Here is a 25,620-nt window from a genome sequence, read left to right as displayed (position 1 = left end):
CGGCGCAGCGCCGCATCCAGCACGCGGGCGACGCGATGCGCCGGCTGGCCGGCAGCGGGAGCCGGCGCGGCGCCCGACACGGAGTGCATGTCCATCGCTCACCCCCGCGCGGCGGCAATCGCCGGAAACAGCGGCGCGGTGGCCGGATACTGCTTCGCGAACGCCGCATACAGGCGGTCTTGCATCGTCTGCCGCAGCGCCGCGCGCTCGCCATCGGCCAGCGGGTAAAACGCCATGCCGCGCTGCTTCAGCGCCTGCTCCGCCTGCGCGGCCTTCTGCGCGGCAATCGCGCGCTGCTGCACGGTCGCGTCGGCCACCGCGCGGTCGAAGGCGGGCCGCAGATTGGCCGGAATCCGGTCGAGCGCACGCCGCCCCATCACGACGGTCATCGCCGCGAACACGTGGCGCGATTGCCAGCACGACTTCACGATCTCGTCGAAGCGGCTCGCGAGCACCGTGGCGGGATCGTGTTCGAGACCGTCGACGACGCCCGTCTGCACGGCCATGTACAGCTCGCCGAACGGAATCGGCGTCGGCACCGCGCCCATCGCCTTGAAGGTATCCATGAACGCGGGCGTCGGCAGCACGCGCAGCTTCGTCCCCTTCAGGCCGGACAGCGCCGTCACCGGCTGCTTCGTGAACACGCAGCGCCCGCCGAAATGCGAGCCCCAGGTCAGCACCGAGCATCCCGCGCGCTTTTGCAGCAGCGCGTTCAGGCTCGTGCCGACCGAGCCGTCGAGCGCCTTCGCGACGTGCGCGTAGCTGTCGAACAGGTAGCCGAGATCGAGCATCCCGAGCTCCGGCGCGACCGTGGCCCAGATCGACGAGCCCGCGATCATCATGTCGATCGCGCCGATCTTGACCTGCTGCACGACGTCGCTTTCCTTGCCGAGCTGGCTGTTCGGAAAGTAGTCGACCCGGATCGCGTCGCCCACGCTCGCCTTCAGGTTCGCGGCGAGACGCTCGTACCACACGTAGTGCGCGGCGTTCTGGTCGGCCGGCATCGACGACGAGCAGCGCAGCGTGACGACCGGCTGCTGCGCGCGCACGCTTTCCGGCAAGCCGCCCGCGGCCGCGAGCGTGGCGGCGGACACCGTCTGCAGAAAGCGCCGCCGGGTGTAGGTATTCATGAGTCGTCTCCTGTGCGAGTGCGTCTCGCGACGCGACTGTATCGATTTAGTGTATCGATACAGTAATACGACGACCGATAAGAGAAAAATGGGGGTTTCCCCGTGTTCGAGATGGAAAATCTGAAGGGTATGCGGCTCGTTTCAGGCGAAATTCGTATGAAAAATCGCCGTTTTTCTACGTATTCCGGAGGTGCCGAAAAGAATTCGAGATCATGTTTTCAATCATCAGACGACCGACTTTTCGCGGTACGCGAGCGCCCGTTCGTGCGGGCAAGCGCGTCGCTAAACGCCCGGATCGTCCGTGCTCTCGGTCAGAAACCGCTCGACCATCGCGTTGAACACCGGCAGCGCCGGATTGTCGTTGTCCGCGCGCCACGCGAGATACAACTCGGCCGCCGCGTTGACGCCCGCCAGCGGCCGGAACACCACGCCGTCCACATGAAGCTCGCGCGCCGACGCCGGCACCAGCGCCGCGCCGAGCCCCGCGCGCACGAGACCGAGGATCGTATGCGTCTGGCCGACGTAGTGCAGGTAGTTCGGCAGCCGCCCGGCGCCCGCGAACATCCCCGAGATCATGTCGTGGAAATACTTGCCCTCGTTCGGCGAATAGGCGATGAACGGCTGCCGGTCGAGCTCGTCGGGGCCGATCTGCTCATAGGCCGCGAGCGGCGCGCCTTCCGCGACCGCGACGAGCATCGGTTCGCGCTGCACGAGCCGGTATTCGAGCGGCTGGCGCGCGGCGCGCTGGCGCACGAAACCCGCGTCGAGCATCCGCGACGCGAGTGCGTCGATCTGCACGGTCGACACCATTTCGCGCAATTCGACGTCGACGTCCGGCAACGCATGCGCCGCGTGCGCGAGCAGCACCGGGATCATCCGGTATGCACTGACGGCCGTGAAACCGAGCGTGATGCGCCCGGCCCCGCCGTGCGCGACGCGCTGCGCGGCCTGCTCGGCGCGCGCGGAGAATTCGAGGATGTGCCGCGCGTCGCGCAGGAAGCGTTCGCCGGCCGCGGTCAGGCTCACCTGCCGGCTGCTGCGCTCGAGCAGCGCGATGCCGAGCGCGTGCTCGAGCAACTGGATTTGCCGGCTGAGCGGCGGCTGGGTCATGAAGAGCCGCCTGGCCGCGCGGCCGAAATGCAGTTCTTCGGCGACCGCGACGAAGCAGCGAAGCTGGTGCAGTTCAATCATCCAAATCTTGAATCAATCGATAGTCTTTTGATGTTAGACCGATATCGATGCGATTTCTATACTCGGTTCCACCTGATGCACGGCCCGCGCCGCGCACGACGACCGAGACCTTCATGACCATCGACATCCTGCTGACCCAGCCGCTGCCCGCCACCATCGACGCCGAACTGTCCGCCCGCTACACCGTGCATCGGCTGTATGCGGCCGAGCAACCGGACGCGCTGCTCGATCGCGTGGCGCCGCGCATTCGCGGCGTCGTGACGGGCGGCGCGAACGGCCTGTCCGCCGCGCTGATGGACCGGTTCGACGCGCTCGAGATCGTCGCGATCAACGGCATCGGCACCGATGCGGTCGATCTCGAGCGCGCCCGGGCGCGCGGCATCCACGTGACCACGACCCCCGACGTGCTGACCGACGACGTCGCCGACATGGCGTTGGGGCTGATCCTGATGACCCTGCGCGACCTCGGCGCCGGCGAGCGGATCGTGCGCGCCGGCCGCTGGGGCAAGGCGGCCCAGCCGCTCGCGACGCAGGTCACGGGCAAGCGGCTCGGCATCGTCGGACTCGGACGCGTCGGACGCGCGATCGCGCAACGCGCGCAGGCGTTCCGGATGCCCGTCAGCTACTTCGGCCCGCGCGAGCAGCGCGACAGTGGCTATCGCTTCGTACCCGACCTCGCCGCGCTCGCGCGCGACAGCGACGTGCTCGTGATCGCGGCCTCGGCCGATCACGGCAACGTGCTGGTGACGGCCGACGTGCTCGCGGCACTCGGCCCCCAAGGATTCCTGATCAACGTCGCGCGCGGCAAGCTGGTCGACGAAGCCGCGCTCGTGCGCGCGCTGGCCGACGGCACGATCGCCGGCGCCGGTCTCGACGTGTTCGCGAACGAACCGCACGTGCCGGCCGCGCTGCTCGAACTCGATCGCGTCGTCGTGCAGCCGCACCGTGCGAGCGCCACGCATGAAACGCGGGAGGAAATGGGCCGCATCGTGCTCGCCAACCTCGCCGCGTGCTTCGCGGGCCAGCGCCCGCCGACCAGCGTCACGCGCTGAGCGCGGCACGTCCCTTCCCGTTACAACACCGATGCCTTCGCACGACGAAGGCCAGGAGACATGCATGTCCAATCGATCCAGCGGCGCTGCGCTCGCCGCATCGCCCGCCGCGTCGCGCACGATCGGCCGCGTCCGTTATGCGGTCCTCGCGCTGATTTTCGCGGTCACCGTCGTCAACTATGCGGACCGCGCGACGATGTCGATCGCCGGCACCGGCGTCGCGCACGACCTCGGACTCACGCCCGTGCAGCTCGGCGTCGTCTTTTCGGCGTTCGCGTGGGCCTATGCGATCGGCCAGATTCCGGGCGGCTGGCTGCTCGACCGCTTCGGCGCGCGGCGCGTGTACGGCCTGAGCCTGTTGCTGTGGTCGGTATTCACGATGTTGCAGGGCACGGTCGGCGGGTTCGCGTTGCAGGGCGCGGCCGCGACGCTCGCGCTGTTCGTGATGCGCTTCATGCTCGGTCTCGTCGAATCGCCGGCGTTTCCGGCCAATTCGCGGATCGTCGCCTGCTGGTTCCCCACCGCCGAACGCGGCACCGCGTCGGCGCTGTTCAATTCCGCGCAATACATGGCCGTCGTGCTGTTCACGCCGGCGATGGCGTGGCTCACGCATGCGCTCGGCTGGGAACACGTATTCCTGTGGATGGGGCTACTCGGCATCGCGCTCGCCGCGCTGTGGTTCGCGTGGTATCGCGAGCCGCACGGCCACCCGCGCGTGACCGACGCGGAGCGCGACTACCTGCGCGCCCATGGCGCGCTCGTCGATCTCGAGGCGAACCGCGTGCGCGAGCGACCGCGCGTGTCGTGGCACGACGTGTCGCAACTGTTCCGCCACCGGAACCTGTGGGCGATCTACATCGGCCAGTACTGCATCACGGCGCTCACCTACTTCTTCATCACGTGGTTCCCGATCTACCTGATCAAGGGGCGCGGGATGACGATCATGGAAGCCGGCTGGGTCGCCGCGCTGCCGGCGATCTGCGGCTTCACGGGCGGCGTGCTCGGCGGCGTGCTGTCGGACTGGCTGATCCGGCGCGGCATGCATCCGTCGCGGGCGCGCAAGACGCCGTTCGTCGCGGGGATGGCGATGGCGACGCTGCTCGTGCTCGCGAACGGCGCATCGTCAAACGCGATCGTGATCACGCTGATGACGATCGCGTTCTTCGGCAAGGGGCTTGCGGCGGTCGGCTGGGCCGTGCTCGCCGACACGGCGCCGGAAGGCATGGTCGGGCTGAGCGGCGGCGTGTTCAACGGCCTCGGCAACATCGCGGGAATCGTCACGCCGCTCGTGATCGGCTACTTCGTCGCGAGCACGGGTTCGTTCGCCGGTGCGTTGTGGTTCGTCGCCGCGCACGGGCTGATCGGCATTGCGGCGTACGTGTGGCTCGCGGGCCGCTTCGAGCGCATCCGCATCGCGCCGGCCGCATGAGCGCCGCGGCGGCACGCAGGCGCCGTCACGCGCGCTGGCGGCTGCTCGGCACGTGCTCGGTCGTCAGCCGGTCGAGTTCGCGCAGATCGTTCTCCAGCGCGGGCGTGAGCGTCGTGCGCAGGTGGTCGAGGAAGGTGCGGATCTTCGCATCGAGATAGCGGCGCGTCGCGTAGACGGCATAGACGCTCACCGTCTGCAGCCGGTAATCGGGCAGCACGCGGATCAGGCGCCCTTCGCGGATATCGTCGAGCACCGTATACAGCGCCACGCATGCGATTCCGCGGCCGGCCCGCACCGCGACGCACAGCGCGTCCGGCACGTTGACCTGGAACGGCGCCGGCTGCAGCTCGTAGACGGCTTCCTCGCCGTCACTGCGCTCGAGCCGCCATTCGCCGGCCGGCGAGGCGGGCGTGTCGAGGCGCAGGCAGACGTGGTTCGGCAGTTCGTCGGGCGTCTGCGGCGTGCCGTGCCGGGCCAGATACTCGCGCGACGCGACGAGTACGCTGCAGCTCGTGCCGCAGGTCTGCGCGACATAGCCCGAATCGGGCAACTGCGACGCGGTCACGATCGACACGTCATACCCCTCTTCGACCAGGTTCGGCATCCGCTGCGCCAGCGTCAGCTCGACCGACACGTCGGGGTTGTCCTCCTGGTAACGCACGATCGACGACACGACATGACTCTGCCCGAGCCCCGTCATCGCATGGATGCGCATCTTGCCGCTCGGCCGCAGCAGCGCGTTGCGCGCCTCCGCGTTCGCGTAGTCGAGTTCCGCGAGGATCGATTTCGCGCGCTCGAAATAGCGCTCGCCGCTTTCGGTCAGGCCGAGGTGGCGGGTCGTGCGATGCAGCAGGCGCGTCTGTACGTGGGCTTCGAGGTTCGAGACCGCGCGCGACACCTGCGCGGTGGTCGCGTCGATTTCCTTCGCGACGGCGGTAAAACTGCCGGCTTCGACGACGCGCACGAACAGGCGCATGTTTTCGAGCATGTCCATTGAATTGGCTTGGGGAGAGTCAGTGGGGAGGCGTCGGCGGCGCTCGCGTCAGAGGCGCAACGGAACACGGCCGCGAACCACGTCGAATCGATCACCGGGCCGGGGGGAAGGCAGGAGAGCGGGCATCGCGGACGGGGTTCTGGCATGACGGGGGAATTCAGTGCGCCGAATTGTACGCCGCTGCAGACAAATTTGCGCGGTTACGCATGCGCAAGCTCTCATGGGATGAAAGGAATTTGCAAGGCTTGCGCGTCGCGCGCGTGCAACGGCATGATGCGGCGCGGCAATTTGTATCACAACACGATATAATTCGACGCTCGTCGCCGCGCCCCCCCGCGTTGTCGATTTTTACCGCTTACCGTCCATGTCGTCAGGCTCCTCCCCGTCGCGCCGCACGTTGCGGCAATGGCTGCACAGCTTCATACCCCATCCGATGACCCTCGGCTGGCGCGAGCGCCTGCGCTCGTGCGCCGGTGCGCTCGTGGGCATCGCGACGGTCGGCGTCACGATGCGGCTGCTGCCCGGCGTGCCGGGCCTCGTGCCGCTGCTCGTCGCGCCGATGGGGGCATCGGCCGTGCTGCTGTTCGCGGTGTCGGCAAGCCCGCTCGCGCAGCCCTGGTCGATCATCGGCGGCAATCTCGTCGCGGCGACGGTCGGCGTCGCGTGCGCGCAATGGATCGTCGATCCGATCACGGCCGCCGCGGTCGCGATCGCCTGCGCGATCGGCGGCATGTTCGCGCTGCGCTGCGTGCACCCGCCGTCGGGCGCCGTCGCGCTCACGGCCGTGGTCGGCGGCCCGGCGATTCATGCGCTCGGCTTCGGCTTCGTCCTGCAGCCGATCGCGCTGCAATCGGCGATCCTGCTGTCGGCCGCGCTCGTCTATCACACGCTGACCGGGCACCGCTACCCGCACGGCGGCGTGCGGCCCGAAGCGAAACCGCAGGCCGGCGCCGCCGCACCGGCGCGCGGCGGCTTCACGCGCGGCGACCTCGATGCAGTGCTGAAGCGTCGCAGCGAATGGCTCGACGTCGATCCGGACGATCTCGAAACGCTGCTGCGCGAAACCGAAATGCAGGCTTATACGCGCACGTTCGGCCAGTTGAAGTGCGCCGACCTGATGACGAAACATGCGATCGAGGTCGCGCCGTCGACGTCGGTCGCGGCCGCGCTCACGCTGCTCGACCGCCATCGCGTGAAGGCGCTGCCCGTGGTCGACGGCGAAGGCCGCCTCATCGGCATCGTCACGCGCGCCGACCTCACGCGCCCGCCGCGCCGTCCGGCCCCGCTGTGGCAGCGCCTGTCCGCACGGTTGCCGCAATCGTTCGGCGGCCGGCCCGCGAGCGTCGCGTCCGTGATGACGCGCGACGTCGCGTCGGTGCCGGAAACGCTGCCGATCACGGCGCTCGTGCCGCTGTTCACGCATTCGGGCCACCACCATATTCCGGTCGTCGATGCGTCGGACCGGCTCGTCGGCATCATCACGCAGACGGATCTCGTCACGGGCCTTTATCAGCAGACCCAAATGCTCGAGGCCGCGTAGCGCGCATCACGCCCCGTACCCGCCCGCGCAACGCGGAATGCAGCCATTCCGCACGATTGCGTCCATTTATGTCATGTTGTGATATATTAATCGCCACCGTAACCGACTGCCCGACCTCGATGACCGATACCCGACGCGCGCTGGCGAAAAGCGATTTTCAGCAACTGTCCGAGTTCCGCTACCAGATGCGCCGCTTCGAGCGCTTCTCCGAACGCGCCGCGCAAAGCGAAGGCGTGACGCCGCTGCAATACCTGCTGCTGCTGCACATCAAGGGCTATCCGCATCGCGAATGGGCGACCATCGGCGAGCTCGCGGAACGCCTGCAGGCGCAGCACCACGGCGTCGTGGCGCTGGTGACGCGCTGCGAAGCGCTCGGGCTCGTGAAGCGCAAGCCGAGCGAAGCCGACCGCCGCCAGGTCGAAGTCCACCTCGAACCGGCCGGCGAAACGCTGCTCGCCCGTCTCGCAGCCATGCATCGCGCCGAGCTGAAGTCGCTCAAGGGCGCGTTCCAGGTTCCCCAGATCGATTCCTGACCCTTGCCCTTGCCACTCTCACTCCCACTCCGATGAACGCCCCACACAAACGCGATTTCTCGACCAACGCACGCCTGCCCAGGATCGCGTTGCTGGCCGCCGGGATCGGCCTGCTCAGCACGCTTGCCGCGTTCGTGCTGTTGAGCCTGATCCGCCTGTTCACGAACCTGTTCTTCTTCCGGCAGTTCTCGTTCGCCGAGCATTCGCCCGCGACCAACACGCTGGGCGCATGGGTGATCGCGGTCCCGGTGATCGGCGGGCTGATCGTCGGCTTGATGGCGCGTTTCGGCTCGGAGAAGATCCGCGGCCACGGCATTCCGGAAGCGATCGAGGCGATCCTGTTCGGCAAGAGCCGCATGTCGCCGAAGGTCGCGATCCTCAAGCCGCTGTCGTCCGGCGTCGTGATCGGGAGCGGCGGCCCGTTCGGCGCCGAAGGCCCGATCATCATGACGGGCGGCGCGCTCGGCTCGCTGATCGCGCAATGCGTGCACGTGACCGCCGCCGAACGCAAGACGCTGCTCGTCGCCGGTGCGGCCGCGGGCATGACGGCCGTGTTCGGCACGCCGGTGGCCGCCGTGCTGCTCGCGGTCGAGCTGCTGCTGTTCGAATGGCGTCCGCGCAGTTTCCTGCCGGTCGCGCTCGCGTGCGCGGTGGCAGGCTTCGCACGCACGGTGTTCTTCGGCGTCGATCCGCTGTTTCCGCTGACGACCGCCGCGCCGACGCCCGTCGCGCTGCTGTCGTGCATCGTCGCGGGCCTGCTGTCCGGCATGCTCGCGTGCGGCCTGTCGGCGGCGCTCTACCGCGTCGAAGACACCTTCGCGAAACTGCCCGTGCACTGGATGTGGTGGCCGGCGCTCGGCGCGATCGTGATCGGCATCGGCGGCTGGCTCGAACCGCGCGCGCTCGGGGTCGGCTACGACGTGATCGGCGACCTGCTGCACCAGCACATCGCGCTGAAGATCGCGCTCGCCCTGCTGATCGTGAAGGCCGTGATGTGGGTGATCGCGCTTGGCTCCGGCACCTCGGGCGGGGTGCTCGCCCCGTTGCTGATGCTCGGCGCCGGCCTCGGCACCGTGCTGTCGCCGGTGCTGCCGGGCGGCGATCCGGCGCTGTGGCCGCTCGTGTGCATGGCCGCCACGCTCGGCGCGACGCTCGGCGCCCCGCTCACCGCGATCGTGTTCGCGTTCGGCCTCACGCACGACGCCAATGCGCTGCTGCCGCTGCTCGCCGCGACGCTCGTCGCGCACGGCTTCGCGACCGTCGTGATGAAGCGCTCGATCATGACGGAAAAGATCGCGCGCCGCGGCTATCACATCTATCGCGAATACGGCGTCGATCCGCTCGAGCGGCACGACATCGGCGAAGTGATGACGTCGGCCGATCGGCTCGTCGCGATCGACGGCGCGGCGACGCTCGATACCGTCGAGACGCAATACTTCGGCGCGACGCAGACGCACCGCGCATACCCTGTCGTGCAGAACGGCCGCCTGCTCGGCCTGGTCGACCGTGCAACGCTCGATGCACAGCGCGCGCGGGCCGGCGCCGACACACCGATCTCGGCCGCGTTCGCCGACCGCGCGCCGGCCGTCGCGCTGGCGCACGAACCCTGCCGTGTCGTCGCGTCGCGCCTCGCGATGCTCGGCCTCGAACGCCTGCCGGTGGTCGCCGACGAGCAATCGCTGCGCATCACCGGCATCGTGTCGCGCAGCGACCTGATCAAGCCGGCGCTCCAGCACTTCGACGACGAACACAAACGCGAGCGCTTCCGTCCGGTCGTCCCGGTCAACCTGCGCGACTTCAGTTCGCGCAAGGCCGGCTGACACGGCCCGCATGCGCGGCACCCGCCGCGCATCGCTTCCCCACCTCTCCTCGCTGCACGATGCCGCGCGCCCGTCGCGCGCTGCATCGCCTCCCGCCGCTGTCCTTCGTTTAAAGTTGGTTAACAATTCGCCAGACGAAAGTTTGTCATCATGGTGCTCATGCGACGGGGCCATTCATTAGCCATTCCACTTCGCCATCAGATAAAGAGTCGCGGCACGGCATGCACGCACATGCCGCCCGCCGCGACCATCCACTCACCACACCACGACCGGGCAGCGCACCGACCGCGCGCCGCATGACGTCGAGCCGTACATGACGCATGCCGCGCCGCAGCAACATGCGCAGCATCCGAGCCGCCGTTTGGCAAGCGCGTTAACAACTTGTTTCGGAATCACCGGAACCGTGCCTGCCCGATGCGATCTCACTTGCACGCAGCACTGCTGCGCATCCCACTCAATCAATCACGACTCGAGGGAGATAACGTGAACGTGAAATACTTACCGCTCATCGCATTGACCGTGGCAATTTCTGCTCATGCCGCTGAACCTGCCGTGCAGAACGTGGGACAAAGCCAGAAAGACGCGCCCGATGTCTCGGCGTGCATCGCCAAGACCTGGGCCGACAAGTCGCAACAACAGGTGATCTCGCAGAACGTGCTGGCCAACGGCCTCGCGACCGACGTGTACGCGCCGGGCCAGCAGCCGCCGAACGGCGCCGCCGCGATGGTTCGTCCGTCGTGGAAGCCCGGTGCGAAGACCTGGGTCGGCGTGCGCGGCGATGCAGCGTCCGCCGGCGACATCAACGCCTGCCTGTAACGATGTAACGAGAACAGGCGCTTCGGATGGCCTTGCGCCATCCGCTTGCGACGAGCCCCGCTTCGGCGGGGCTTTTTCTTTACCGCGCGCGCAGGGCGCGGGTCTTACAGGTAGCTGCAGACGTAATCGAGCGTTTCGAGCACTTCGATGTCGAAACGGCTCTTGCCCGGCACCGAGAACGATTCGCCGGCGCCGTAGGTCTGCCATTCGCTGCTGCCGTCGAGCTTCACGCGGCACTTGCCGGCCTGCACTTCCATCAATTCGGGCGCATCCGTGCCGAAGTTGAGCGCGCACGGCAGGATCACGCCGAGCGTCTTGCGCGTGCCGTCCGGGAAGAGCACGGTATGCGACACGCACTTGCCGTCGAAATAGACGTTCGCGCGCTTGACGACCGATACGTTGTCGAATTGGGTTGCACTGGTCATGTGATGCCTCTGATTGCTGGATGCTTGATGGCGATGGAGTAGGAGGCCGGCCGGAGCGGCGGGCCGGTCGCTATGATACCGGCTTGCGCGACGCACACCGCAATGGCACGCGGCCGGCGCATGCCCGGCACGCAATCATCAGGATCACTACGCGATCCGCACAGGGCATGTGTTCATCGCAGCCCCTTGCGTCGCGCGGAATCGCGCAGGCAATCGAGCAGCATCGCTGCGGCCGGCGTCAGCGGGCTGTCGCGGCGCGTAACGACCTGCACCGATACGGCCGGCAAGCGCTCGCGAATCGGCAGCACCGCGAGCTGATCGCGCGCCCACTCGCCTTGCAGCAATTGCTCGGGCATCGATGCGATCAGGTCACAACCGGTCATCAGGCTGTGCGCGAGACCGAAGCTCGGGCATTCGACGACACGCGCGGGCACCGGCAACCCGTACGCGACGAACGAGTTGAACAGCACCTGCGTGGAGCTTTCCGGCGACGGATTCATCAGCCAGTCGGCCTCGACGAGATCGGCGAGCGATGTGGCCGACGCGAGCGGATGCCCTTTGCGCGCGACGATCAGCGAGCGGCTCGCGTAGAGCTCCGCATGATCGAACTCGGCGGCCAGCAGTTCGGGCACGACGACGGCCACCGCGAAATCGAGCGAACCGTCGTGCAGACGCGGCAGCGCGACGCCCGGAAACCCTTCGACCAGATTGACGCGTGCCACCGGAAAGCGGCGCCGGAATGCGCGGAATGCGTCGGGCAGGATCGTCACCGCCGCCGCGGGCGTGATCGCCGCCGCGACGGAACCCGTCATTGCGCCCTGCGCCTGCTCGATGTCGTCGCGGGCGCGCTGCATTTCGGCGACGATCAGCCGCGCGCGCACCTGCAGTTGCTGGCCGAACGCAGTGAGCTGCACGCCGCGCGCGGTACGCACGACGAGCGATACGCCGAGCGCGATCTCCAGCTCCTTGACCGCCTTCGTCAGCGCGGCCGGCGACACGTTCAGGCGCCGCGCGGCCGCGCGAATGCTGCCTTCCTCCGCGGCGGTGACGAACGCTTTCAGCTGATGGTATTTCATGGGGCAATGCGTGATTCGTGGAAACCCTGTGCGCGGCGCGACGCAGTGGCTCAGGGTATTCCCGAGCGGCAACCGACGGTGTGCACCAAAGCAATTTAGCAGCTTCTGGTACCCAAAAGAAATTTATATGCTTGGTCGTCATATGCGCGTCAAACGCTCCCCCCGCCCCACAGGAGACACCATGCTGCAAGCCGTGAACCCCGTCATCCCCGGCATCGCCGCGATCGCCCCCGAGCTCGTCGAGGTGCGCCGCCGCATCCACGCCCATCCCGAACTCGCATTCGAAGAAACGCTCACGAGCGACCTCGTCGCCGAGCTGCTCACCGGCTGGGGCTACGACGTGCATCGCGGCATCGGCAAGACGGGCGTGGTCGGCGTGCTGCGCGAAGGGCAAGGCACGCGCACGGTCGGGCTGCGCGCCGACATGGACGCGCTGCCGCTCGCGGAAACCACCGGCCTGCCGTACGCGAGCCGCCACGCGAACAAGATGCACGCATGCGGCCACGACGGCCACACCGCGATGCTGCTGTGCGCGGCGCGCCATCTCGCGGCGACGCGTCAGTTCTCCGGCACGCTGAACCTGATCTTCCAGCCGGCCGAGGAAAATTTCGGCGGCGCGAAGGCGATGATGGACGACGGCCTGTTCGACCGTTTCCCGTGCGACGCGATCTTCGCAATCCACAACATGCCGGGCCGCGCGGCCGGCGACATGGCGTTCCGCACCGGCGCCGCGATGGCGTCGGCCGACCGCGTGACGATCACGCTGCGCGGCGTCGGCGGTCACGGCGCGATGCCGCATTTCGCGCGCGATCCGATGTCCGCCGCGGGCAGCATCATGGTCGCGCTGCAGACGATCGTCGCGCGCGAGGTCGACGCGCAGCATGCGGCGGTGATCACGGTCGGCAGCGTGCAGGCTGGCGAAACCTTCAACATCATTCCCGAAACCGTCGTGATGAAACTGTCGGTGCGCGCGCTGAACGCCGACGTGCGCGCGCTGCTCGCGCGTCGCATCGAAGCGCTCGCGAAAGGCCAGGCGGAAAGTTTCGGCGTCACCGCGGAAGTCGACTACGACTACGGCTACCCGGTGCTCGTCAATCACGCGGAACCGACCGCGTTCGCGGCCGACATCGCGCAGCAGATGCTCGGCGCCGAACGCGTCGAAACCGACGCCGCGCCACTGATGGGCAGCGAGGATTTCGCGTTCATGCTCGAAGCGCGCCCCGGCTGCTACGCGTTCATCGGCAACGGGACCGGCAGCAAGGGCGGCTGCATGGTGCACAACCCCGGCTATGACTTCAACGACGACATCCTCGCGATCGGCGCGAGCTACTGGGTCCGCGTCGCCGAAGCCTGGCTCGCGGCCTGACGGCCCTTCACCACGCAGTTTCGCGCTCAACCCGGGGGAACCCCATGGAAACGTCCGCTCTTCCGTTCGCCGGCACGCCGGTCGATGCCCGCGCCGCCGCGAAGAAGCGCCGGCTGATCGCGGCCGCGGCCGTCGGCAACGCGCTCGAGTTCTACGACTTCACGGTCTACAGCTTCTTCGCGCTCCTGATCGGCAAGCTGTTCTTTCCCGTGCATTCGTCGTTCGGGCAGTTGATGCTCGCGGTCGCGAGCTTCGGGGTCGGCTTCGTCACGCGTCCGCTCGGCGGGCTCGTGATCGGGATGTATGCGGACCGCGCCGGCCGCAAGAAGGCGATGATCCTCACGCTGCTGCTGATGGCGCTCGGCACTGCGACGATCGCGGTCGCGCCGACCTTCGCGCAGATCGGCATCGCCGCGCCGCTGCTGCTCGTGCTCGCACGGCTGCTGCAGGGGTTCGCGTCGGGCGGCGAAGTCGGCGCATCGACGACGCTGCTGCTCGAACAGGCGCCGCAGCATCGTCGCGGCTTCTATGCGTCGTTCCAGTTCTCGAGCCAGGGGCTCGCCGCGCTCGCGGGCGCGCTCACCGGCGTGGCGCTGACGTCGACGCTGAGTGCCGCGCAACTCGAAAACTGGGGCTGGCGCGTGCCGTTCATCATCGGCACGCTGTTCGTGCCGCTCGGCTACTGGCTGCGCCGCACCGTCGAGGAAGTGCCTGCGGCGGTGCCCGCGCCCGCCGCCGCGCACGACGAACCGGTTGCGTCGCTGCCGCTCGCCGACGTGCTGCGCCATCACGGCAAGGCCGTGTTCGCGGGCCTCGGCGTGACGATCGGCGGCACGTCGATCCATTACATCATCGTGTTCTACATGGCGATCTACGGCGTGCAGGTGCTGCACCTGCCGACCTGGCTGTCGATGACGGCCGGCTGCGTCGCCGGGGCGATCCTGATGCTCGTGACGCCGATCGGCGGCCACCTGTCCGACGTGTTCGGGCGCAACCGGATCGTCTGGTGGACGCGCATCGTGCTGATGGCCGCGATCTATCCGGCGTTCATCGCGCTGAACCGCTGGCCGGGCGCCGTGTCGCTGCTGTCGATCATCGCCGCGCTGTCGATCGTGCATTCGATCAACATCGGTGCGACCGGCGCGATGCTTGGCGAGTTGTTTCCGCGGGCCGTGCGTGCGACCGGCGGTGCGCTCGTGTATAGCGTCGGCGTCGCGATCTTCGGCGGCTTCGCGCAGTTCTTCGTCACGTGGTTGATCGCGGCAACCGGGAATCCGAATGCGCCGGCATGGTATGCGATCGGCTGTGGTGCGATGACGTTGCTCGCGATTCGCTGCATGGAGGAAAAGGCGGGGAAGGCGCTGGACTGAGTAGCAGACGATGCGCGGCTCGTGAAGCGTGATTGACGTCACGCGCCCGCATCGGGCATCATCAATCAATGCACAACGCGACGATCACCCTTTCGACGACCACGCGCACGACCGCCTTCGGCGGGCCCGTGCGGCGAGTGCGCGCAAGATCGTAGCGTCACCGATTCCCACAGGCCCCGCCGGTTCCGGACGGGGTCTCGTCGTTTCTCCGTCTGCATCGGCCACTCAGGAGAAACGCAATGTCCGAAGCCCCTTCCCCGAAACGCGCGCTGCTCGTGATCGACATGCAGGTCGGGCTGTTTCATGGTCCCGATCGTCCGCATGACGGTGAACGCCTGCTGGCCAATATCAACCGGCTGATTCACCGAGCGCATGACAGCGGTACACCCGTGTTCGCCGTGCGTCACACCGGCCCGGCCGGCTCGCCGATCGCGCCCGACGCGCCGCTGGCCGCGCTGCTGCCGGAGCTTGCGATCGATACCGCTCGCGACATCGTGTTCGACAAGACGCGGCCGAACTGCTTCGCGGGCACGCGACTCGCCGAGTGGCTGCATGCGGCTGGGATCGGCGAGATCGTGATTGCGGGGATGAAGACGCAGTACTGCGTCGATACGACGTGCCGTGCGGCCGGCGATCTCGGCTTTCGCGCCGTGCTCGTGGCCGATGCGCATACCTGCATGGATACACCCGCGCTACCGGCCGAGCGGATTGTCGCGCACCATAATGCGACGCTTGCAGGCCCGTTTGCGACGCTGACAACGACCGAGGCGTGCGTGTTCTGACGCACCGCGCGCCGATCGGACTGCAGTACGCGAGCGCCCGCGTTGCAAGAGCGTCAGCAGGTGCCGTCAATTGACGGCGCGCCGATCACTCGATGCGTCATACCGACGTTCGAGGACAGAACTGGTCTCGAAGCGGCAGAAGAGCCATGTTGAGGCCATATCGCGTCACGTCACTGACAGCGCCGATACGGCACACGCCGTAAACGCAAAAAGGCACGGACTTCACCGCCCGTGCCTTTTTCACCTGAGCAAACCGCCCGCGCTCAGAACGTATGCATCATCCCCACATACGCGCCCGTCTGCGACTCGCCTGTCATCGGGCTCGTCCCCGACGTCGCATCCCGCGGCGTCGCGAGCAGCGAGAAGTTCGAATTCCCGCCGTTGCGCACATACGCAACCGTCCCATACAGGAACGTACGTTTCGACAGATTGTACGTGGTACCGAGCACGTACATCATCGCGTGCCCCGACGGATCGTGCGACGCATCGCCGCCGCCGTCGCCGACCTTCACGTAATACCCGCCCCCCGTCACCGCCCACTGCGGCGTCGCCGAGTAGGTTGCGCCGAGCCAGTAGTGATCGGCACGATCGGCAACACCAGCCGGACTATCCGGCGCCTGGTAGTGCGTATACGCCCCCTGGATCTTGAACTTCGACACCTTCACGTTCGCACCGACGAAGTACTCGCGCGACGCCGTGAAGACGTTGCTGAACTTGCCGTTGTTGTCGCGCAGCTCGTCGTAGATGCCGCGCACGTCGAGCACCGGCGAGTGGTACGAGATCATGATCCCGTCCGAGCGGCCGAAATCGTCGGGCGCGCCGTAGTTGAAGCCGCGCGACTGGTTGCCGAACGCGTATTGCGCCTGCACGTCGAAGCCGCCGATCACCGGGCTGTGATATTCGATGTTGTTGCTGGTCTGCTGCCAGTTGCGGCCACGCACGAGCGACGCCGACGAAAACGCCTGCTGGACGAACGGATCGAATTCCCACACGCCGTCGCTGTCGATGAACAGGTTGCGGCCGGCCTGCAATTGGCCCCACGTGTTGCTCTTCAACCCGACGTATGCGCGCCGTGACCACATGCGCCCGCCGCCCGTCTGGCCGTTCATCACCTGGAACGCGGTTTCCAGGTTGAACACCGTCGACAGGCCGCCGCCGAGATCCTCGACGCCCTTCAGCCCGAACATGCTGGTGCCCCAGTCGCCGCTTTCCGCGCTCCAGCGCGTCCCGCTGCCACCGTTCGGCTTCGCGATGTGGTTCAGGTATTCGACGCCGCCGTCGATCCGGCCGTACAGCGTGACGCTCGTCTGTGCAAACGCAGCCGCCGGCGTGGCGGCCGCAATCAGCCATGCGAAGTATTTGAGTCGCAAAATGATGCCCCCTCGAAGTCTCGACCGTCCGACGCGCGCCCCATGCACGCGCCTCGGGTCCGCTTATCCGCGATCGATCGAAAAACGTCCGGGGCCCGCCGCGCAGAGCGCGAGCAAGCCGCCCGAGATCGCGATGTTCTTGTAGAAATGAATCATGTTGTTGATCTGCTCGCCGCCCGTCATCGTCCAGTAGTGGTGGCCGATGATGCCGGTGCCGATCGTATACAGCGCAAGCAGCAGCGCGAGCGCGCGCGTCTGGAAACCGACGAGGATCGCGATCCCGACGAACAGCTCCATCACGACGGAAATCGCCGCCGAGATGATCGGCGCCGGCGCGCCCTCGCTCCCCATGAACGCGATCGTACCGGAGAAGTCGATAATCTTCTTCCAGCCGAACATCACGAACAGGATCACGAGCAGAATGCGGGACAGCAGCAGCAGCACATCGCGCTGGGACGCGAGAAACGGTTGATTCGGTGTCATGGTGTGATCAACGAAAACGATGCGCGCAACTGCACGCACCGGATTGCCTGTGAACCGGGGCGAGCGGCCAACCGCGCCGCCCGCCCCGCTCTGCAACAACCGGCATCGGGGCCCGCCCGATGTGCTGTGCTCCTCCTCTTTTCTGTTGTCGCCCTGCTTCGTCGCGTGCCGCGTCAGCGCAGCTTCGCGACGTCCTGCTCGGTCACCTTCGCGGCCGGATTGCCGAACTGCCCGGTCAGGTAGTTCGTGAGCGCGGCGATCTGCGCATCCGACAGCTCGTGACGGAACGCGGGCATCCCGACGTCCTCGCTGCCGGCCTTGCGCTGCACGCCGTTCAGGATCACCTGCACGAGGTTGGTCGGATTCGGCGCGCCGACCGTCGAGTTGTGGAACAGCGGCGGGTAGTAACCGTCCGGCGTACCCTTGCCCTGCATCTGGTGGCAGGTCGCGCAGTTGCCGAGATACAGGCGCGCCGGATCGATACCCGACGACGCGAGCGCGACGCCGCGCAGCTTCAGGCCATCCTCGGCCGGCTTGCCCCACGACGAGCGCGACTGCTTCGCGTCGCCGCTGGCCACCGCCGGCACCGTACGGATGTACGTCGAGATCGCCCCGATGTCGGCTTCGGTCATCTTCGAGAAGCTGTGCTCGATCGCCTCGGCCATCGGGCCGGCTGCCTGCGCGAGGCCCGGCACGCTGCCGGTGCGCAGATACTGGACGAGCTGCTGCTGCGTCCAGCCGCCGATCCCCGCGTTCGGGTCGGACGTGATGTTGTAGCCGTCCCAGCCCGCGAGCACCGAGCCCGACAGGAAGCTGCCGCCCGTTTCGTCGAGCGACTTCTCCTGCATCGCGATGCCGCGCGGCGTGTGGCACGTGCTGCAGTGCGCGAGGCCCTGCACGAGATACGCGCCGCGGTTCCACTCGGCGCTCTGCGCCGGCTTCGGCTGATAGACGCCGTCCTTCAGGAACAGCCAGTTCCAGATCTTCAGCGGCCAGCGCATGCTGAGCAGCGCGGGGATCTCGTTCTTCGGCGGCGCCTGCTTGACCGGTTCGACGCCGTGCATGAAGTACGCGTACAGCGCCTGCACGTCGTCGTCGTTGATCTTCGCGTACGACACGTACGGCATCGCCGGATACAGGTTGTCGCCGTTCTTCGACACGCCGTGCCGCACCGCACGCTCGAAGTCGTCGAACGTCCAGTTGCCGATGCCCGTATCCGGGTCGGGCGTGATGTTGCTCGTATAGATCTTGCCGAGCATCGGCACCGGCATGCCGAGGCCGCCCGCGAACGGCTTGCCGCCCTTTGCGGTGTGGCAGGCCATGCAGTCGCCCGCGACCGCGAGGTATTCGCCGCGCTTGACCTGCGCGGGATCGGCCGAATCGGCCGCGCGTGCGAGGCCGGGCAGCGCGAGGCAGCCGGCCAGGAGGAAGGTGAGAGTAGATTTCCGCACGGTCAGACTTCCTTCTTCAGCGTGTCCGACATCCGCAGCGCGAGCGCCGCGATCGTCAGCGTCACGTTCACCGTACCGACGGTCGGCATCGTCGAACTGCTCGAGATGAACAGGTTCGGATGGTCGAACGTGCGGCAGTCCTTGTCGACGACCGAGTCGCGTGCGTCCGCGCCCATGATCGTCGCGCCCGTGATGTGGTTGTTCGGCGCGAACTCGTCGTTGAAGACGACGTCGGTGCCGCCGAGCACCTTCGCGGCGGTCGCGTAGACCTCGCGCGTATGCACGGCGCCGCGCTTCACGTAATCGTCGATCGCATACGTGATCTCGGGGCGCGGGATGCCGATCGCGTCGGTGGCCGTCTTGCTCGGCACGATGCGGTTCTCGGGTTGCGGCAGGATCTCGTGGAAGCAGTCGAACTGCACGTAGCGTGCGGAACGGTCGCGGATCTGCGCGTCGAGCTCGTCGTGCTTCATCAGCTTGCCGGCCTTGAAGATCTTCTGCGTCTCCTGGTTGATGCGCGACATGTTCGACAGGTGGATCTTCTTCGCGGCTTCGGTCGCGCGGAACGGGCCGTCGCGGAAACCGATCAGCGACGTCATCTCCTGCGGGCCGCGGCCCGGCCACAGTTTCTCGCTCGCATAGAACGACACGCCGGTGCCCGGATGGTCCATCAGGTTGCGGCCGACCATGTCGGAGCTGTTCGCGACGCCGTTCGGGAAATCGCGGTTCGCGGACATCAGCAGGATCTTCGGCGTCTCGATGCCGTTCGCGGCAATGACGAAATACTTGCCTTCGACGCGATGGTCGGCACCCGTCTTGTCCTTGTAGATCGCGGCGGTGATGCGCTTGTCCGGCCCGGTCTCGAGCTTGTAGACGACCGCGCTGTCGATCAGCTTCGCGCCGGCCTGCTCGGCCTTCTCGACGTGGACGATACCGTTGTACATCGCACCGATCGGGCAGATCGGCATGCAATTGTTGTTTCCGCAACAGGTCGGCCGGCCGTCGTACGGGCGGCTGTTACGCGCGACGGGCTCGGTCACCACGTGGAACTTCGGGTCGTAGCCGTTCAGCGCGCTCTTGATGGTCTGCTCGTTGAACGACAACGGCAGCGGCGGCATCGGGTACGCCTGCTTGCGCGGCGAGTACAGGTCTTCCTCGGGGCCCGGGCCCCACACGCCGAGCTCTTCCTCGGCGCGCTGATAGTAATGCTCGAGGTCGTCGTACTGGATCGGCCAGTCGCGGCCGACGCCGTACACGGTCTTCATCTTGAAGTCGTTCGGGATGAAGCGCCACGCGGACGCGGCCCAGTGCCACGTCGTGCCGCCGACCGCGCGGATGTACTGCGAGTTGAACTTGTGCTCGCCCTTCAGGACCAGGTAGTCGTTCGGCGGGCCGTATTCCGGATGCGGGGCCCACGGGCTCGACGGGTACGGCGCCATGAAATCGGTCTTGTCGGCCTGGTTGCGAAAGCGCTCGACGATTTCCCAGCGCGGCATGCGCGGGCCGGCTTCCAGCAGGATCACGGACTTGCCCGCCATCGCGAGCTGGTGTGCAACGATCGCGCCGGCGACACCCGATCCGACGACGACGATGTCGGCTTTTTGCGTATCGGTATCGGCCATCAGGCTTGCCTCTCGATCGGTTTTTCGGCCCAGAAGCCGGGTTTGTTGGGGCAATACGAAGGGATCACGAGCGTATCGGACACCACGCTGAACATTAATGCTTCTTCGTAGGTAATCACGACGTTGTCGACGATGCCGAGATACCACGCGCCGAGAATCGTCAGTGCGAGCGATTCCTGGTCGGGATTCAGCGAGCCGGATGCGAGCGCACCGGCGAGTTGCGGCAGGCTGTCGGCCGTCTTGAACGAGCCCTTCTGCAAGGCCTGCAGATAGCGCTGGCCGGTGATGCGGCTCAGCCCCTTCTTGCCGGTCAATGCTTCGGAAAGCGTCATGAACGTATCGAGCGGCGCGGTGCCGGGATCGTCGGCCAGGGCCCGCAACGCCAGCGAGCCGGTGAGGCCCGCCGCCGTCAGCGCCAGTGCTCCCTGCAGCCATTGACGCCGCGTGATGCCGGTTGCGGCTGCGTCGTTGTCACGACGCGATTGGGGGGTGTTGTCGTTGTGCATGTTTCCTTCTCTCGAACACCGGATTCGGGAAAACCACGCTTGATATTTCTCAAACATTGGCGCGGATCTGCAATGTACGCGCACCAGCCGGATCAAACAATCTTTTTATAGTTCATTTAATGTTCCGCAATCCGGGACAATCGAAATTTCGCTGCATTTTTGTGTCGTCGACGCGACAAATCCGCGGCAGGCACCCCCGTGTCGCGTGCCGACCACACACTGCACCCGCATGTCGCGCTGCGCGCGCGCGACGGTCGGTTAGAATCCCGTGCAATCAAACAGAAAGCTTCCCTCCGAGGGCAATCGAGCGATGAAGCAGCGCGACAAGCACAACAAAGAAACGCATCGAACCAACCACACGACCCGGCTGCTCTGGCGCATCGGCGCCGTCGCAACGCTCGGCGCCGCCGCGGCCCTGTCGCTGCATGCGGGCGCGGCGCGCACGGTGAGCGTGTCGCCGCAAGGCACCGTCACCGAAGTCCGGCAGAGCGTCGTCAAGTTCGACGAACCGATGGTCGCGTTCGGCTCGGCGTCCGCGCCGAATCCGGCGCGCGTGACCTGCAACGATTCGACCGCCGCGCGCGGCCAGGGCCACTGGCTCGACGACAAGACCTGGGTTTACGATTTCGAAAGCGACCTGCCGCCCGGCGTCCGCTGCTCGGTCGCGCTCAACGATACGCTGCGCTCGGTCGCCGGCAATGCGGCCAGCGGCCCGCGCCGCTTCACGTTCCAGACGGGCGGCCCGTTCCCGGTGTCGGTCCGCCCCGGCTCGCGCGAGATCGAGGAGCGGCAGGTCTTCGTGATGAAGCTGAACGGCCCGGCCGAGCCGCGCTCGGCACTCGCCAACATCTGGTGCGAAGCGGCCGGCATCGGCAACCGCATTCCGGTCACGGCGGCCGACGACGACACGCGCAACGCCCTGCTCGATCATTTCGGGCTGAAGAAAGAAGCGGCGCGCGTGCTGACGCTGTCGTGCTCGCAGGCGCTGCCGGCAAGCGCGAAGATGCAGCTCGTCTACGGCAAGGGCGTCGCGAGCCCGAGCGGCATCGCGAACGACACCGAGCGGCGCTTCGATTTCACCGTGCGCGCACCGTTCGCGGCAAGCTTCTCGTGCGAACGCGAGAACGCGAAGGCGCCCTGCACGCCGCTGCGCCCGCTCACGCTGTCGTTCAACGCACCAGTCTCGCGCAAGCAGGCCGAAGCGATCAAGCTGCGCGGCCCCGACGGTTCGCTGTCGCCCACCTTCGCCGCCGACGATCACAGCGAGGAAGTGACGACCGTCACGTTCAACCCGCCGCTGCCCGCACAGGCCGCGCTGACCGTCGAGCTGCCGTCGGGCCTGCACGACGTGACCGACCGACCGCTGTCCAACGCCGACCTGTTCCCGCTCGCGACGCGCACCGCACCGATGCCGCCGCTCGCGAAATTCGCGTCGGGCACCTTCGGGATCGTCGAGCGCTTCGCCGAACCCGGTACGCCCGCGCTGGTGCCCGTCACGCTGCGCAATGTCGAGGCCGACCTGCATATCGCCGGCCTCAATGCGGGCGGTGCGCAATTCGCGAACCTGAAGGTCGAGAACGACACCGCGATCCGCCAGTGGATGCGCACCGTCGACCGCTTCGACAACTGGTCGATGACGGCCGGCTCGATCGACGACCAGATTCCCGGGCTGCTGCAACGCAAGGGGCAGCACCCCGTCTACGTGCCGCTCGAGGCCGGCGAAAAACAGCCGGCGCCGAAGAACCGCCGCATCGACGTGCGCTCGCTGTCGCTGCTCGCGGGCGAGCCCGGCGCGCAGGTGCTGACGCTGCCGAAGGCCGATCCGAAGGCGCTGCGTCCGTTCGAAGTGGTCGGCGTGCCGATCGACAAGCCCGGCTTCTACGTGCTCGAACTCGCGTCGCCCGCGCTCGGCCGCTCGCTGCTCGCGAAGCCGTCGAGCATGTACGTGCGCACCACCGTGCTGGTCACGAACCTCGGCGTGCACCTGAAACAGGGGCGCGAGAACAACCTCGTGTGGGTCACGACGCTCGACAAGGGCAAGCCGGTGCCGAATGCGCAGATCCGCGTATCGGACTGCAACGGCGACGAAATCGCGGCCGGCAAGACCGACGCGCAGGGCCTGCTGAAGATCGACGGGCCGTTCGAGCCGAAGCGCGAATGCAGCTCGTCGGGACAGCGCTTTAACGACTACTTCGTGTCGGCCCGCGTGGACGATCCAAAGACGGGCCCCGACATGGCGTTCGTCAGCTCGGGCTGGAACCGCGGGATCGAATCGTGGCGCTTCAACGTGCCGACCGACACCGACAGCGCGCCGACCGTGCGCGCACATACGGTATTCGACCGCACGCTGCTGCGCGCCGGCGAAACCGTGTCGATGAAGCATTTCATCCGCACCGAGACGCTGCAGAGTCTCGCGTTCCCGTCGCAATACCCGACGCGCGTCGCGATCCGCCATCTCGGCACGGGCCAGACCTACAAGCTGCCGCTCACGTGGGCGGCCGACCACAGCGCGGATTCGCAGTTCACGCTGCCGGCCGCCGCGAAGCTCGGCGAATACAGCGTCGAGCTCGAAGGCGGCCCGGACGATGCGCCGACCGCCACGTACTACAGCGGCAGCTTCCGCGTCGAGGCGTTCCGCCTGCCGGTGCTGAAAGGCTCGATCGGCGCGCGCGACGCGCAGAAGAGCCCGCTCGTCGCCGCGAAGGAAGCGCCGCTCGCGGTGCAGATCGACTACGTGTCGGGCGGCGGCGCATCGAACCTGCCGGTGCAGGTATCGGCGCTGATGAAATGGGCGTCGCCGCCGTTCGCGGACCGTTTCGAGGATTTCAGCTTCACGCCGTATCGCCCCGACACGAGCGACGGCAACGCCGACGACGATGCGCAGGACGGCGACAACGCGTCGTCGTCGGCGTCGAGCAACGATCCCGACGCGACCAAGCTGATCGCCGACAAGCTGCCGCTGACGCTCGACCGCAACGGCGCGGGCTCGGTCACGCTCAAGGGCCTGCCGGACGTCGACGCGCCGAAGCGCATTGCGCTGGAGGCGACGTTCGCCGACCCGAACGGCGAAGTGCAGACGATTCGCGGCGACACGATCCTGTGGCCGGCCGCGGTGGTGGCCGGCATCAAGGCCGGCCGCTGGGTGTCGGTCGGCCAGCGCGTGCCGGTGCAGGCGCTGGCGGTCGACCTGCAGGGCAAGCCGCGCGCGTCGGTGCCGATCGAGATCAAGGGCGTCGCGCGCATCACGACGTCGTCGCGCAAGCGGATGGTCGGCGGCTTCTATGCGTACGACAACAAGAGCGACACGCGCGACCTCGGCGTGCTGTGCTCGGGCAAGACCGACGACAAGGGCCGCATGGCCTGCGACGCGACGCTCGAGCAGGCCGGCAACGTGCAGCTGATCGCGGTCGCGAAGGACGGCGACGGCCGCACGTCGAATGCGTCGACGTCGGTATGGGTCACGCGCGAGGACGAACTCTGGTTCGGCGGCGACAACACCGACCGGATCGACGTGATCCCCGAGAAAACGTCGTACGAACCGGGCGAAACGGCCCGCTTCCAGGTGCGCATGCCGTTCCGCTACGCGACCGCGCTGGTGGCGGTCGAGCGCGGCGGCGTGATGGAAACGCACATCGTCGAACTGAACGGCAAGAACCCGACCGTCGACCTGAAGGTCGGCGAATCGTGGGGGCCGAACGTCTACGTATCGGTGCTCGCGCTGCGCGGCCGGATTCGCGAGGTGCCGTGGTACTCGTTCTTCACGTGGGGCTGGAAGGCGCCGGTCGAATGGGCGCGCGCGTTCTGGCGCGAAGGCCGCCACTATGAAGCGCCGACCGCGTTCGTCGACCTGTCGAAGCCCGCGTTCCGCTATGGCCTCGGCGAGATCAAGGTCGGCACGGGCGTTCACCGCCTCGGCGTGACCGTGACGACCGACGCGACCCGCTACACGGTACGCGGCAAGGCGCAGGCGCACGTGAAGGTCACGCTGCCGAACGGCCAGCCGGTGCCGGCCGGCACGCAGATCGCCCTCGCGGCCGTCGACGAGGCGCTGCTCGAACTGATGCCGAACAACAGCTGGGACCTGCTCGACGCGATGCTGCGCCGGCGCGCGTACGGCGTCGAAACGGCCACCGCGCAGATGGAAATCATCGGCCGCCGCCACTTCGGCCGCAAGGCCGTGCCGGCGGGCGGCGGAGGCGGCAGCGCGCCGACCCGGGAGCTGTTCGACACGCTGCTGCTGTGGAACCCGCGCGTGACGCTCGATGCGAACGGCAGCGCAACCGTCGAGGTGCCGCTGAACGATGCGCTCACGCGCTTCCGGATCGTCGCGATCGCGGCGGTCGGCCCCGACCGCTTCGGCACGGGCAGCACGTCGATCCGCAGCACGCAGGATCTGCAACTGATCTCCGGCCTGCCGCCGCTCGTGCGCGAAGGCGACGCGTTCCGTGCGCAGGTCACGCTGCGCAACACGACCGACCGCGCGATGCAGGTCGTCGTGACGCCGCGCGTGACGGGCCTCGACGTCGCACCGCAAACCGTGTCGCTGGCGGCGAACGCGGCGACCGAGGTCGCGTGGACGATCACGGTGCCCGAGCAGGCGCTCGATGCGGCCGGTGCGCTGAACTGGCGCATCGAGGCGGCCGAGCAAGGCGGCAAGCGGGCAT

Annotated in this window: 20 protein-coding genes; 10 read left to right on the top strand and 10 right to left on the bottom strand. The window is 67.4% G+C overall.

The window, feature by feature from the left end:
- Positions 1 to 98: 98 nt before the first annotated feature.
- On the bottom strand, positions 99 to 1,130 hold the full coding sequence (locus tag JMF86_RS19825; protein WP_011547578.1) for a TRAP transporter substrate-binding protein: 1,032 nt from the start codon (positions 1,128 to 1,130) through the stop codon (positions 99 to 101).
- 282 nt (positions 1,131 to 1,412) lie between these two features.
- Positions 1,413 to 2,321, bottom strand: coding sequence for a LysR substrate-binding domain-containing protein (locus JMF86_RS19820; RefSeq protein ID WP_011547577.1), 909 nt, complete (start codon positions 2,319 to 2,321; stop codon positions 1,413 to 1,415).
- Between the two features lie 113 nt (positions 2,322 to 2,434).
- Here JMF86_RS19820 and JMF86_RS19815 point away from each other — a divergent pair, with 113 nt between their 5' ends.
- A complete protein-coding gene (locus JMF86_RS19815; protein WP_041489385.1) occupies positions 2,435 to 3,373 on the top strand; it encodes a 2-hydroxyacid dehydrogenase in 939 nt (312 codons plus the stop codon).
- Positions 3,374 to 3,437: 64 nt separating this feature from the next.
- Positions 3,438 to 4,802: an MFS transporter gene (locus JMF86_RS19810; protein WP_011547575.1), complete on the top strand. Its 1,365-nt coding sequence runs from the start codon at positions 3,438 to 3,440 to the stop codon at positions 4,800 to 4,802.
- Between the two features lie 25 nt (positions 4,803 to 4,827).
- Here JMF86_RS19810 and JMF86_RS19805 read toward each other — a convergent pair whose 3' ends face one another.
- Positions 4,828 to 5,796, bottom strand: coding sequence for a LysR family transcriptional regulator (locus JMF86_RS19805; RefSeq protein WP_011694767.1), 969 nt, complete (start codon positions 5,794 to 5,796; stop codon positions 4,828 to 4,830).
- 364 nt (positions 5,797 to 6,160) lie between these two features.
- Here JMF86_RS19805 and JMF86_RS19800 point away from each other — a divergent pair, with 364 nt between their 5' ends.
- From JMF86_RS19800 to JMF86_RS19785, 4 genes are all read left to right on the top strand, one after another.
- Positions 6,161 to 7,336, top strand: coding sequence for an HPP family protein (locus JMF86_RS19800; protein ID WP_011547573.1), 1,176 nt, complete (start codon positions 6,161 to 6,163; stop codon positions 7,334 to 7,336).
- A gap of 119 nt (positions 7,337 to 7,455) precedes the next feature.
- Positions 7,456 to 7,869 carry a MarR family winged helix-turn-helix transcriptional regulator gene (locus tag JMF86_RS19795; RefSeq protein WP_012339858.1) on the top strand — a complete coding sequence of 138 codons (414 nt, stop codon included), beginning with the start codon at positions 7,456 to 7,458 and terminating at the stop codon, positions 7,867 to 7,869.
- Positions 7,870 to 7,901: 32 nt separating this feature from the next.
- A complete protein-coding gene (locus JMF86_RS19790) occupies positions 7,902 to 9,689 on the top strand; it encodes a chloride channel protein (protein WP_011547571.1) in 1,788 nt (595 codons plus the stop codon).
- A 483-nt stretch (positions 9,690 to 10,172) separates the two neighbouring features.
- Positions 10,173 to 10,505, top strand: a complete 333-nt coding sequence (locus JMF86_RS19785; protein WP_006482964.1) for a hypothetical protein — start codon at positions 10,173 to 10,175, stop codon at positions 10,503 to 10,505.
- Positions 10,506 to 10,609: 104 nt separating this feature from the next.
- On the opposite strand, the gene JMF86_RS19780 is transcribed toward JMF86_RS19785, so the two are convergent.
- Positions 10,610 to 10,930, bottom strand: a complete 321-nt coding sequence (locus tag JMF86_RS19780; protein ID WP_006478890.1) for a pyrimidine/purine nucleoside phosphorylase — start codon at positions 10,928 to 10,930, stop codon at positions 10,610 to 10,612.
- A gap of 173 nt (positions 10,931 to 11,103) precedes the next feature.
- A complete protein-coding gene (locus tag JMF86_RS19775) occupies positions 11,104 to 12,006 on the bottom strand; it encodes a LysR substrate-binding domain-containing protein (RefSeq protein ID WP_011547569.1) in 903 nt (300 codons plus the stop codon).
- Between the two features lie 181 nt (positions 12,007 to 12,187).
- Here JMF86_RS19775 and JMF86_RS19770 point away from each other — a divergent pair, with 181 nt between their 5' ends.
- The 3 genes from JMF86_RS19770 to JMF86_RS19760 all read left to right on the top strand — a co-directional run bounded on the left by JMF86_RS19770 (position 12,188) and on the right by JMF86_RS19760 (position 15,524).
- Entirely contained in the window at positions 12,188 to 13,372 is a 1,185-nt protein-coding gene (locus JMF86_RS19770) for a M20 aminoacylase family protein (protein ID WP_011547568.1), read from the top strand.
- A gap of 44 nt (positions 13,373 to 13,416) precedes the next feature.
- Positions 13,417 to 14,742, top strand: a complete 1,326-nt coding sequence (locus tag JMF86_RS19765; RefSeq protein WP_011694744.1) for an MFS transporter — start codon at positions 13,417 to 13,419, stop codon at positions 14,740 to 14,742.
- Between the two features lie 239 nt (positions 14,743 to 14,981).
- Complete coding sequence (locus JMF86_RS19760; protein ID WP_011547566.1) at positions 14,982 to 15,524, top strand: cysteine hydrolase family protein; 543 nt, start codon at positions 14,982 to 14,984, stop codon at positions 15,522 to 15,524.
- Positions 15,525 to 15,787: 263 nt separating this feature from the next.
- On the opposite strand, the gene JMF86_RS19755 is transcribed toward JMF86_RS19760, so the two are convergent.
- The 5 genes from JMF86_RS19755 to JMF86_RS19735 all read right to left on the bottom strand — a co-directional run bounded on the left by JMF86_RS19755 (position 15,788) and on the right by JMF86_RS19735 (position 20,956).
- Complete coding sequence (locus tag JMF86_RS19755; RefSeq protein WP_011694745.1) at positions 15,788 to 16,894, bottom strand: porin; 1,107 nt, start codon at positions 16,892 to 16,894, stop codon at positions 15,788 to 15,790.
- Between the two features lie 63 nt (positions 16,895 to 16,957).
- On the bottom strand, positions 16,958 to 17,377 hold the full coding sequence (locus JMF86_RS19750) for a DoxX family protein (RefSeq protein ID WP_011547564.1): 420 nt from the start codon (positions 17,375 to 17,377) through the stop codon (positions 16,958 to 16,960).
- 173 nt (positions 17,378 to 17,550) lie between these two features.
- Positions 17,551 to 18,828, bottom strand: coding sequence for a cytochrome c (locus JMF86_RS19745; protein ID WP_011547563.1), 1,278 nt, complete (start codon positions 18,826 to 18,828; stop codon positions 17,551 to 17,553).
- 2 nt (positions 18,829 to 18,830) lie between these two features.
- Positions 18,831 to 20,450, bottom strand: a complete 1,620-nt coding sequence (locus JMF86_RS19740; RefSeq protein WP_011547562.1) for a GMC family oxidoreductase — start codon at positions 20,448 to 20,450, stop codon at positions 18,831 to 18,833.
- On the bottom strand, positions 20,450 to 20,956 hold the full coding sequence (locus JMF86_RS19735; RefSeq protein WP_006478877.1) for a sugar dehydrogenase complex small subunit: 507 nt from the start codon (positions 20,954 to 20,956) through the stop codon (positions 20,450 to 20,452). The genes JMF86_RS19740 and JMF86_RS19735 overlap by 1 nt, the downstream gene beginning before the upstream one ends.
- 310 nt (positions 20,957 to 21,266) lie before the next feature.
- Between JMF86_RS19735 and JMF86_RS19730 the strand changes: the two genes are divergently transcribed.
- Positions 21,267 to 25,620: MG2 domain-containing protein (locus JMF86_RS19730; RefSeq protein ID WP_201317114.1), on the top strand; the 4,354-nt coding region annotated here is incomplete at its 3' end.

It is taken from the genome of Burkholderia sp. E168m15, from assembly GCF_016586105.1.
GTDB classification, from domain to species: Bacteria; Pseudomonadota; Gammaproteobacteria; order Burkholderiales; family Burkholderiaceae; genus Burkholderia; species Burkholderia orbicola.
Note: the sequence above shows the minus strand (reverse complement) of the source record. Positions and strands in the feature narration are given on the sequence as shown.

Coding starts and splice junctions, on each gene's coding strand:
- JMF86_RS19825 (WP_011547578.1), bottom strand. CDS start 1,130: ATGAATACCTACACCCGGCGGCGCTTTCTGCAGACGGTGTCCGCCGCC.
- JMF86_RS19810 (WP_011547575.1), top strand. CDS start 3,438: ATGTCCAATCGATCCAGCGGCGCTGCGCTCGCCGCATCGCCCGCCGCG.
- JMF86_RS19800 (WP_011547573.1), top strand. CDS start 6,161: ATGTCGTCAGGCTCCTCCCCGTCGCGCCGCACGTTGCGGCAATGGCTG.
- JMF86_RS19805 (WP_011694767.1), bottom strand. CDS start 5,796: ATGGACATGCTCGAAAACATGCGCCTGTTCGTGCGCGTCGTCGAAGCC.
- JMF86_RS19765 (WP_011694744.1), top strand. CDS start 13,417: ATGGAAACGTCCGCTCTTCCGTTCGCCGGCACGCCGGTCGATGCCCGC.
- JMF86_RS19735 (WP_006478877.1), bottom strand. CDS start 20,956: ATGCACAACGACAACACCCCCCAATCGCGTCGTGACAACGACGCAGCC.
- JMF86_RS19815 (WP_041489385.1), top strand. CDS start 2,435: ATGACCATCGACATCCTGCTGACCCAGCCGCTGCCCGCCACCATCGAC.
- JMF86_RS19820 (WP_011547577.1), bottom strand. CDS start 2,321: ATGATTGAACTGCACCAGCTTCGCTGCTTCGTCGCGGTCGCCGAAGAA.
- JMF86_RS19770 (WP_011547568.1), top strand. CDS start 12,188: ATGCTGCAAGCCGTGAACCCCGTCATCCCCGGCATCGCCGCGATCGCC.
- JMF86_RS19750 (WP_011547564.1), bottom strand. CDS start 17,377: ATGACACCGAATCAACCGTTTCTCGCGTCCCAGCGCGATGTGCTGCTG.
- JMF86_RS19795 (WP_012339858.1), top strand. CDS start 7,456: ATGACCGATACCCGACGCGCGCTGGCGAAAAGCGATTTTCAGCAACTG.
- JMF86_RS19775 (WP_011547569.1), bottom strand. CDS start 12,006: ATGAAATACCATCAGCTGAAAGCGTTCGTCACCGCCGCGGAGGAAGGC.
- JMF86_RS19740 (WP_011547562.1), bottom strand. CDS start 20,450: ATGGCCGATACCGATACGCAAAAAGCCGACATCGTCGTCGTCGGATCG.
- JMF86_RS19780 (WP_006478890.1), bottom strand. CDS start 10,930: ATGACCAGTGCAACCCAATTCGACAACGTATCGGTCGTCAAGCGCGCG.
- JMF86_RS19760 (WP_011547566.1), top strand. CDS start 14,982: ATGTCCGAAGCCCCTTCCCCGAAACGCGCGCTGCTCGTGATCGACATG.
- JMF86_RS19790 (WP_011547571.1), top strand. CDS start 7,902: ATGAACGCCCCACACAAACGCGATTTCTCGACCAACGCACGCCTGCCC.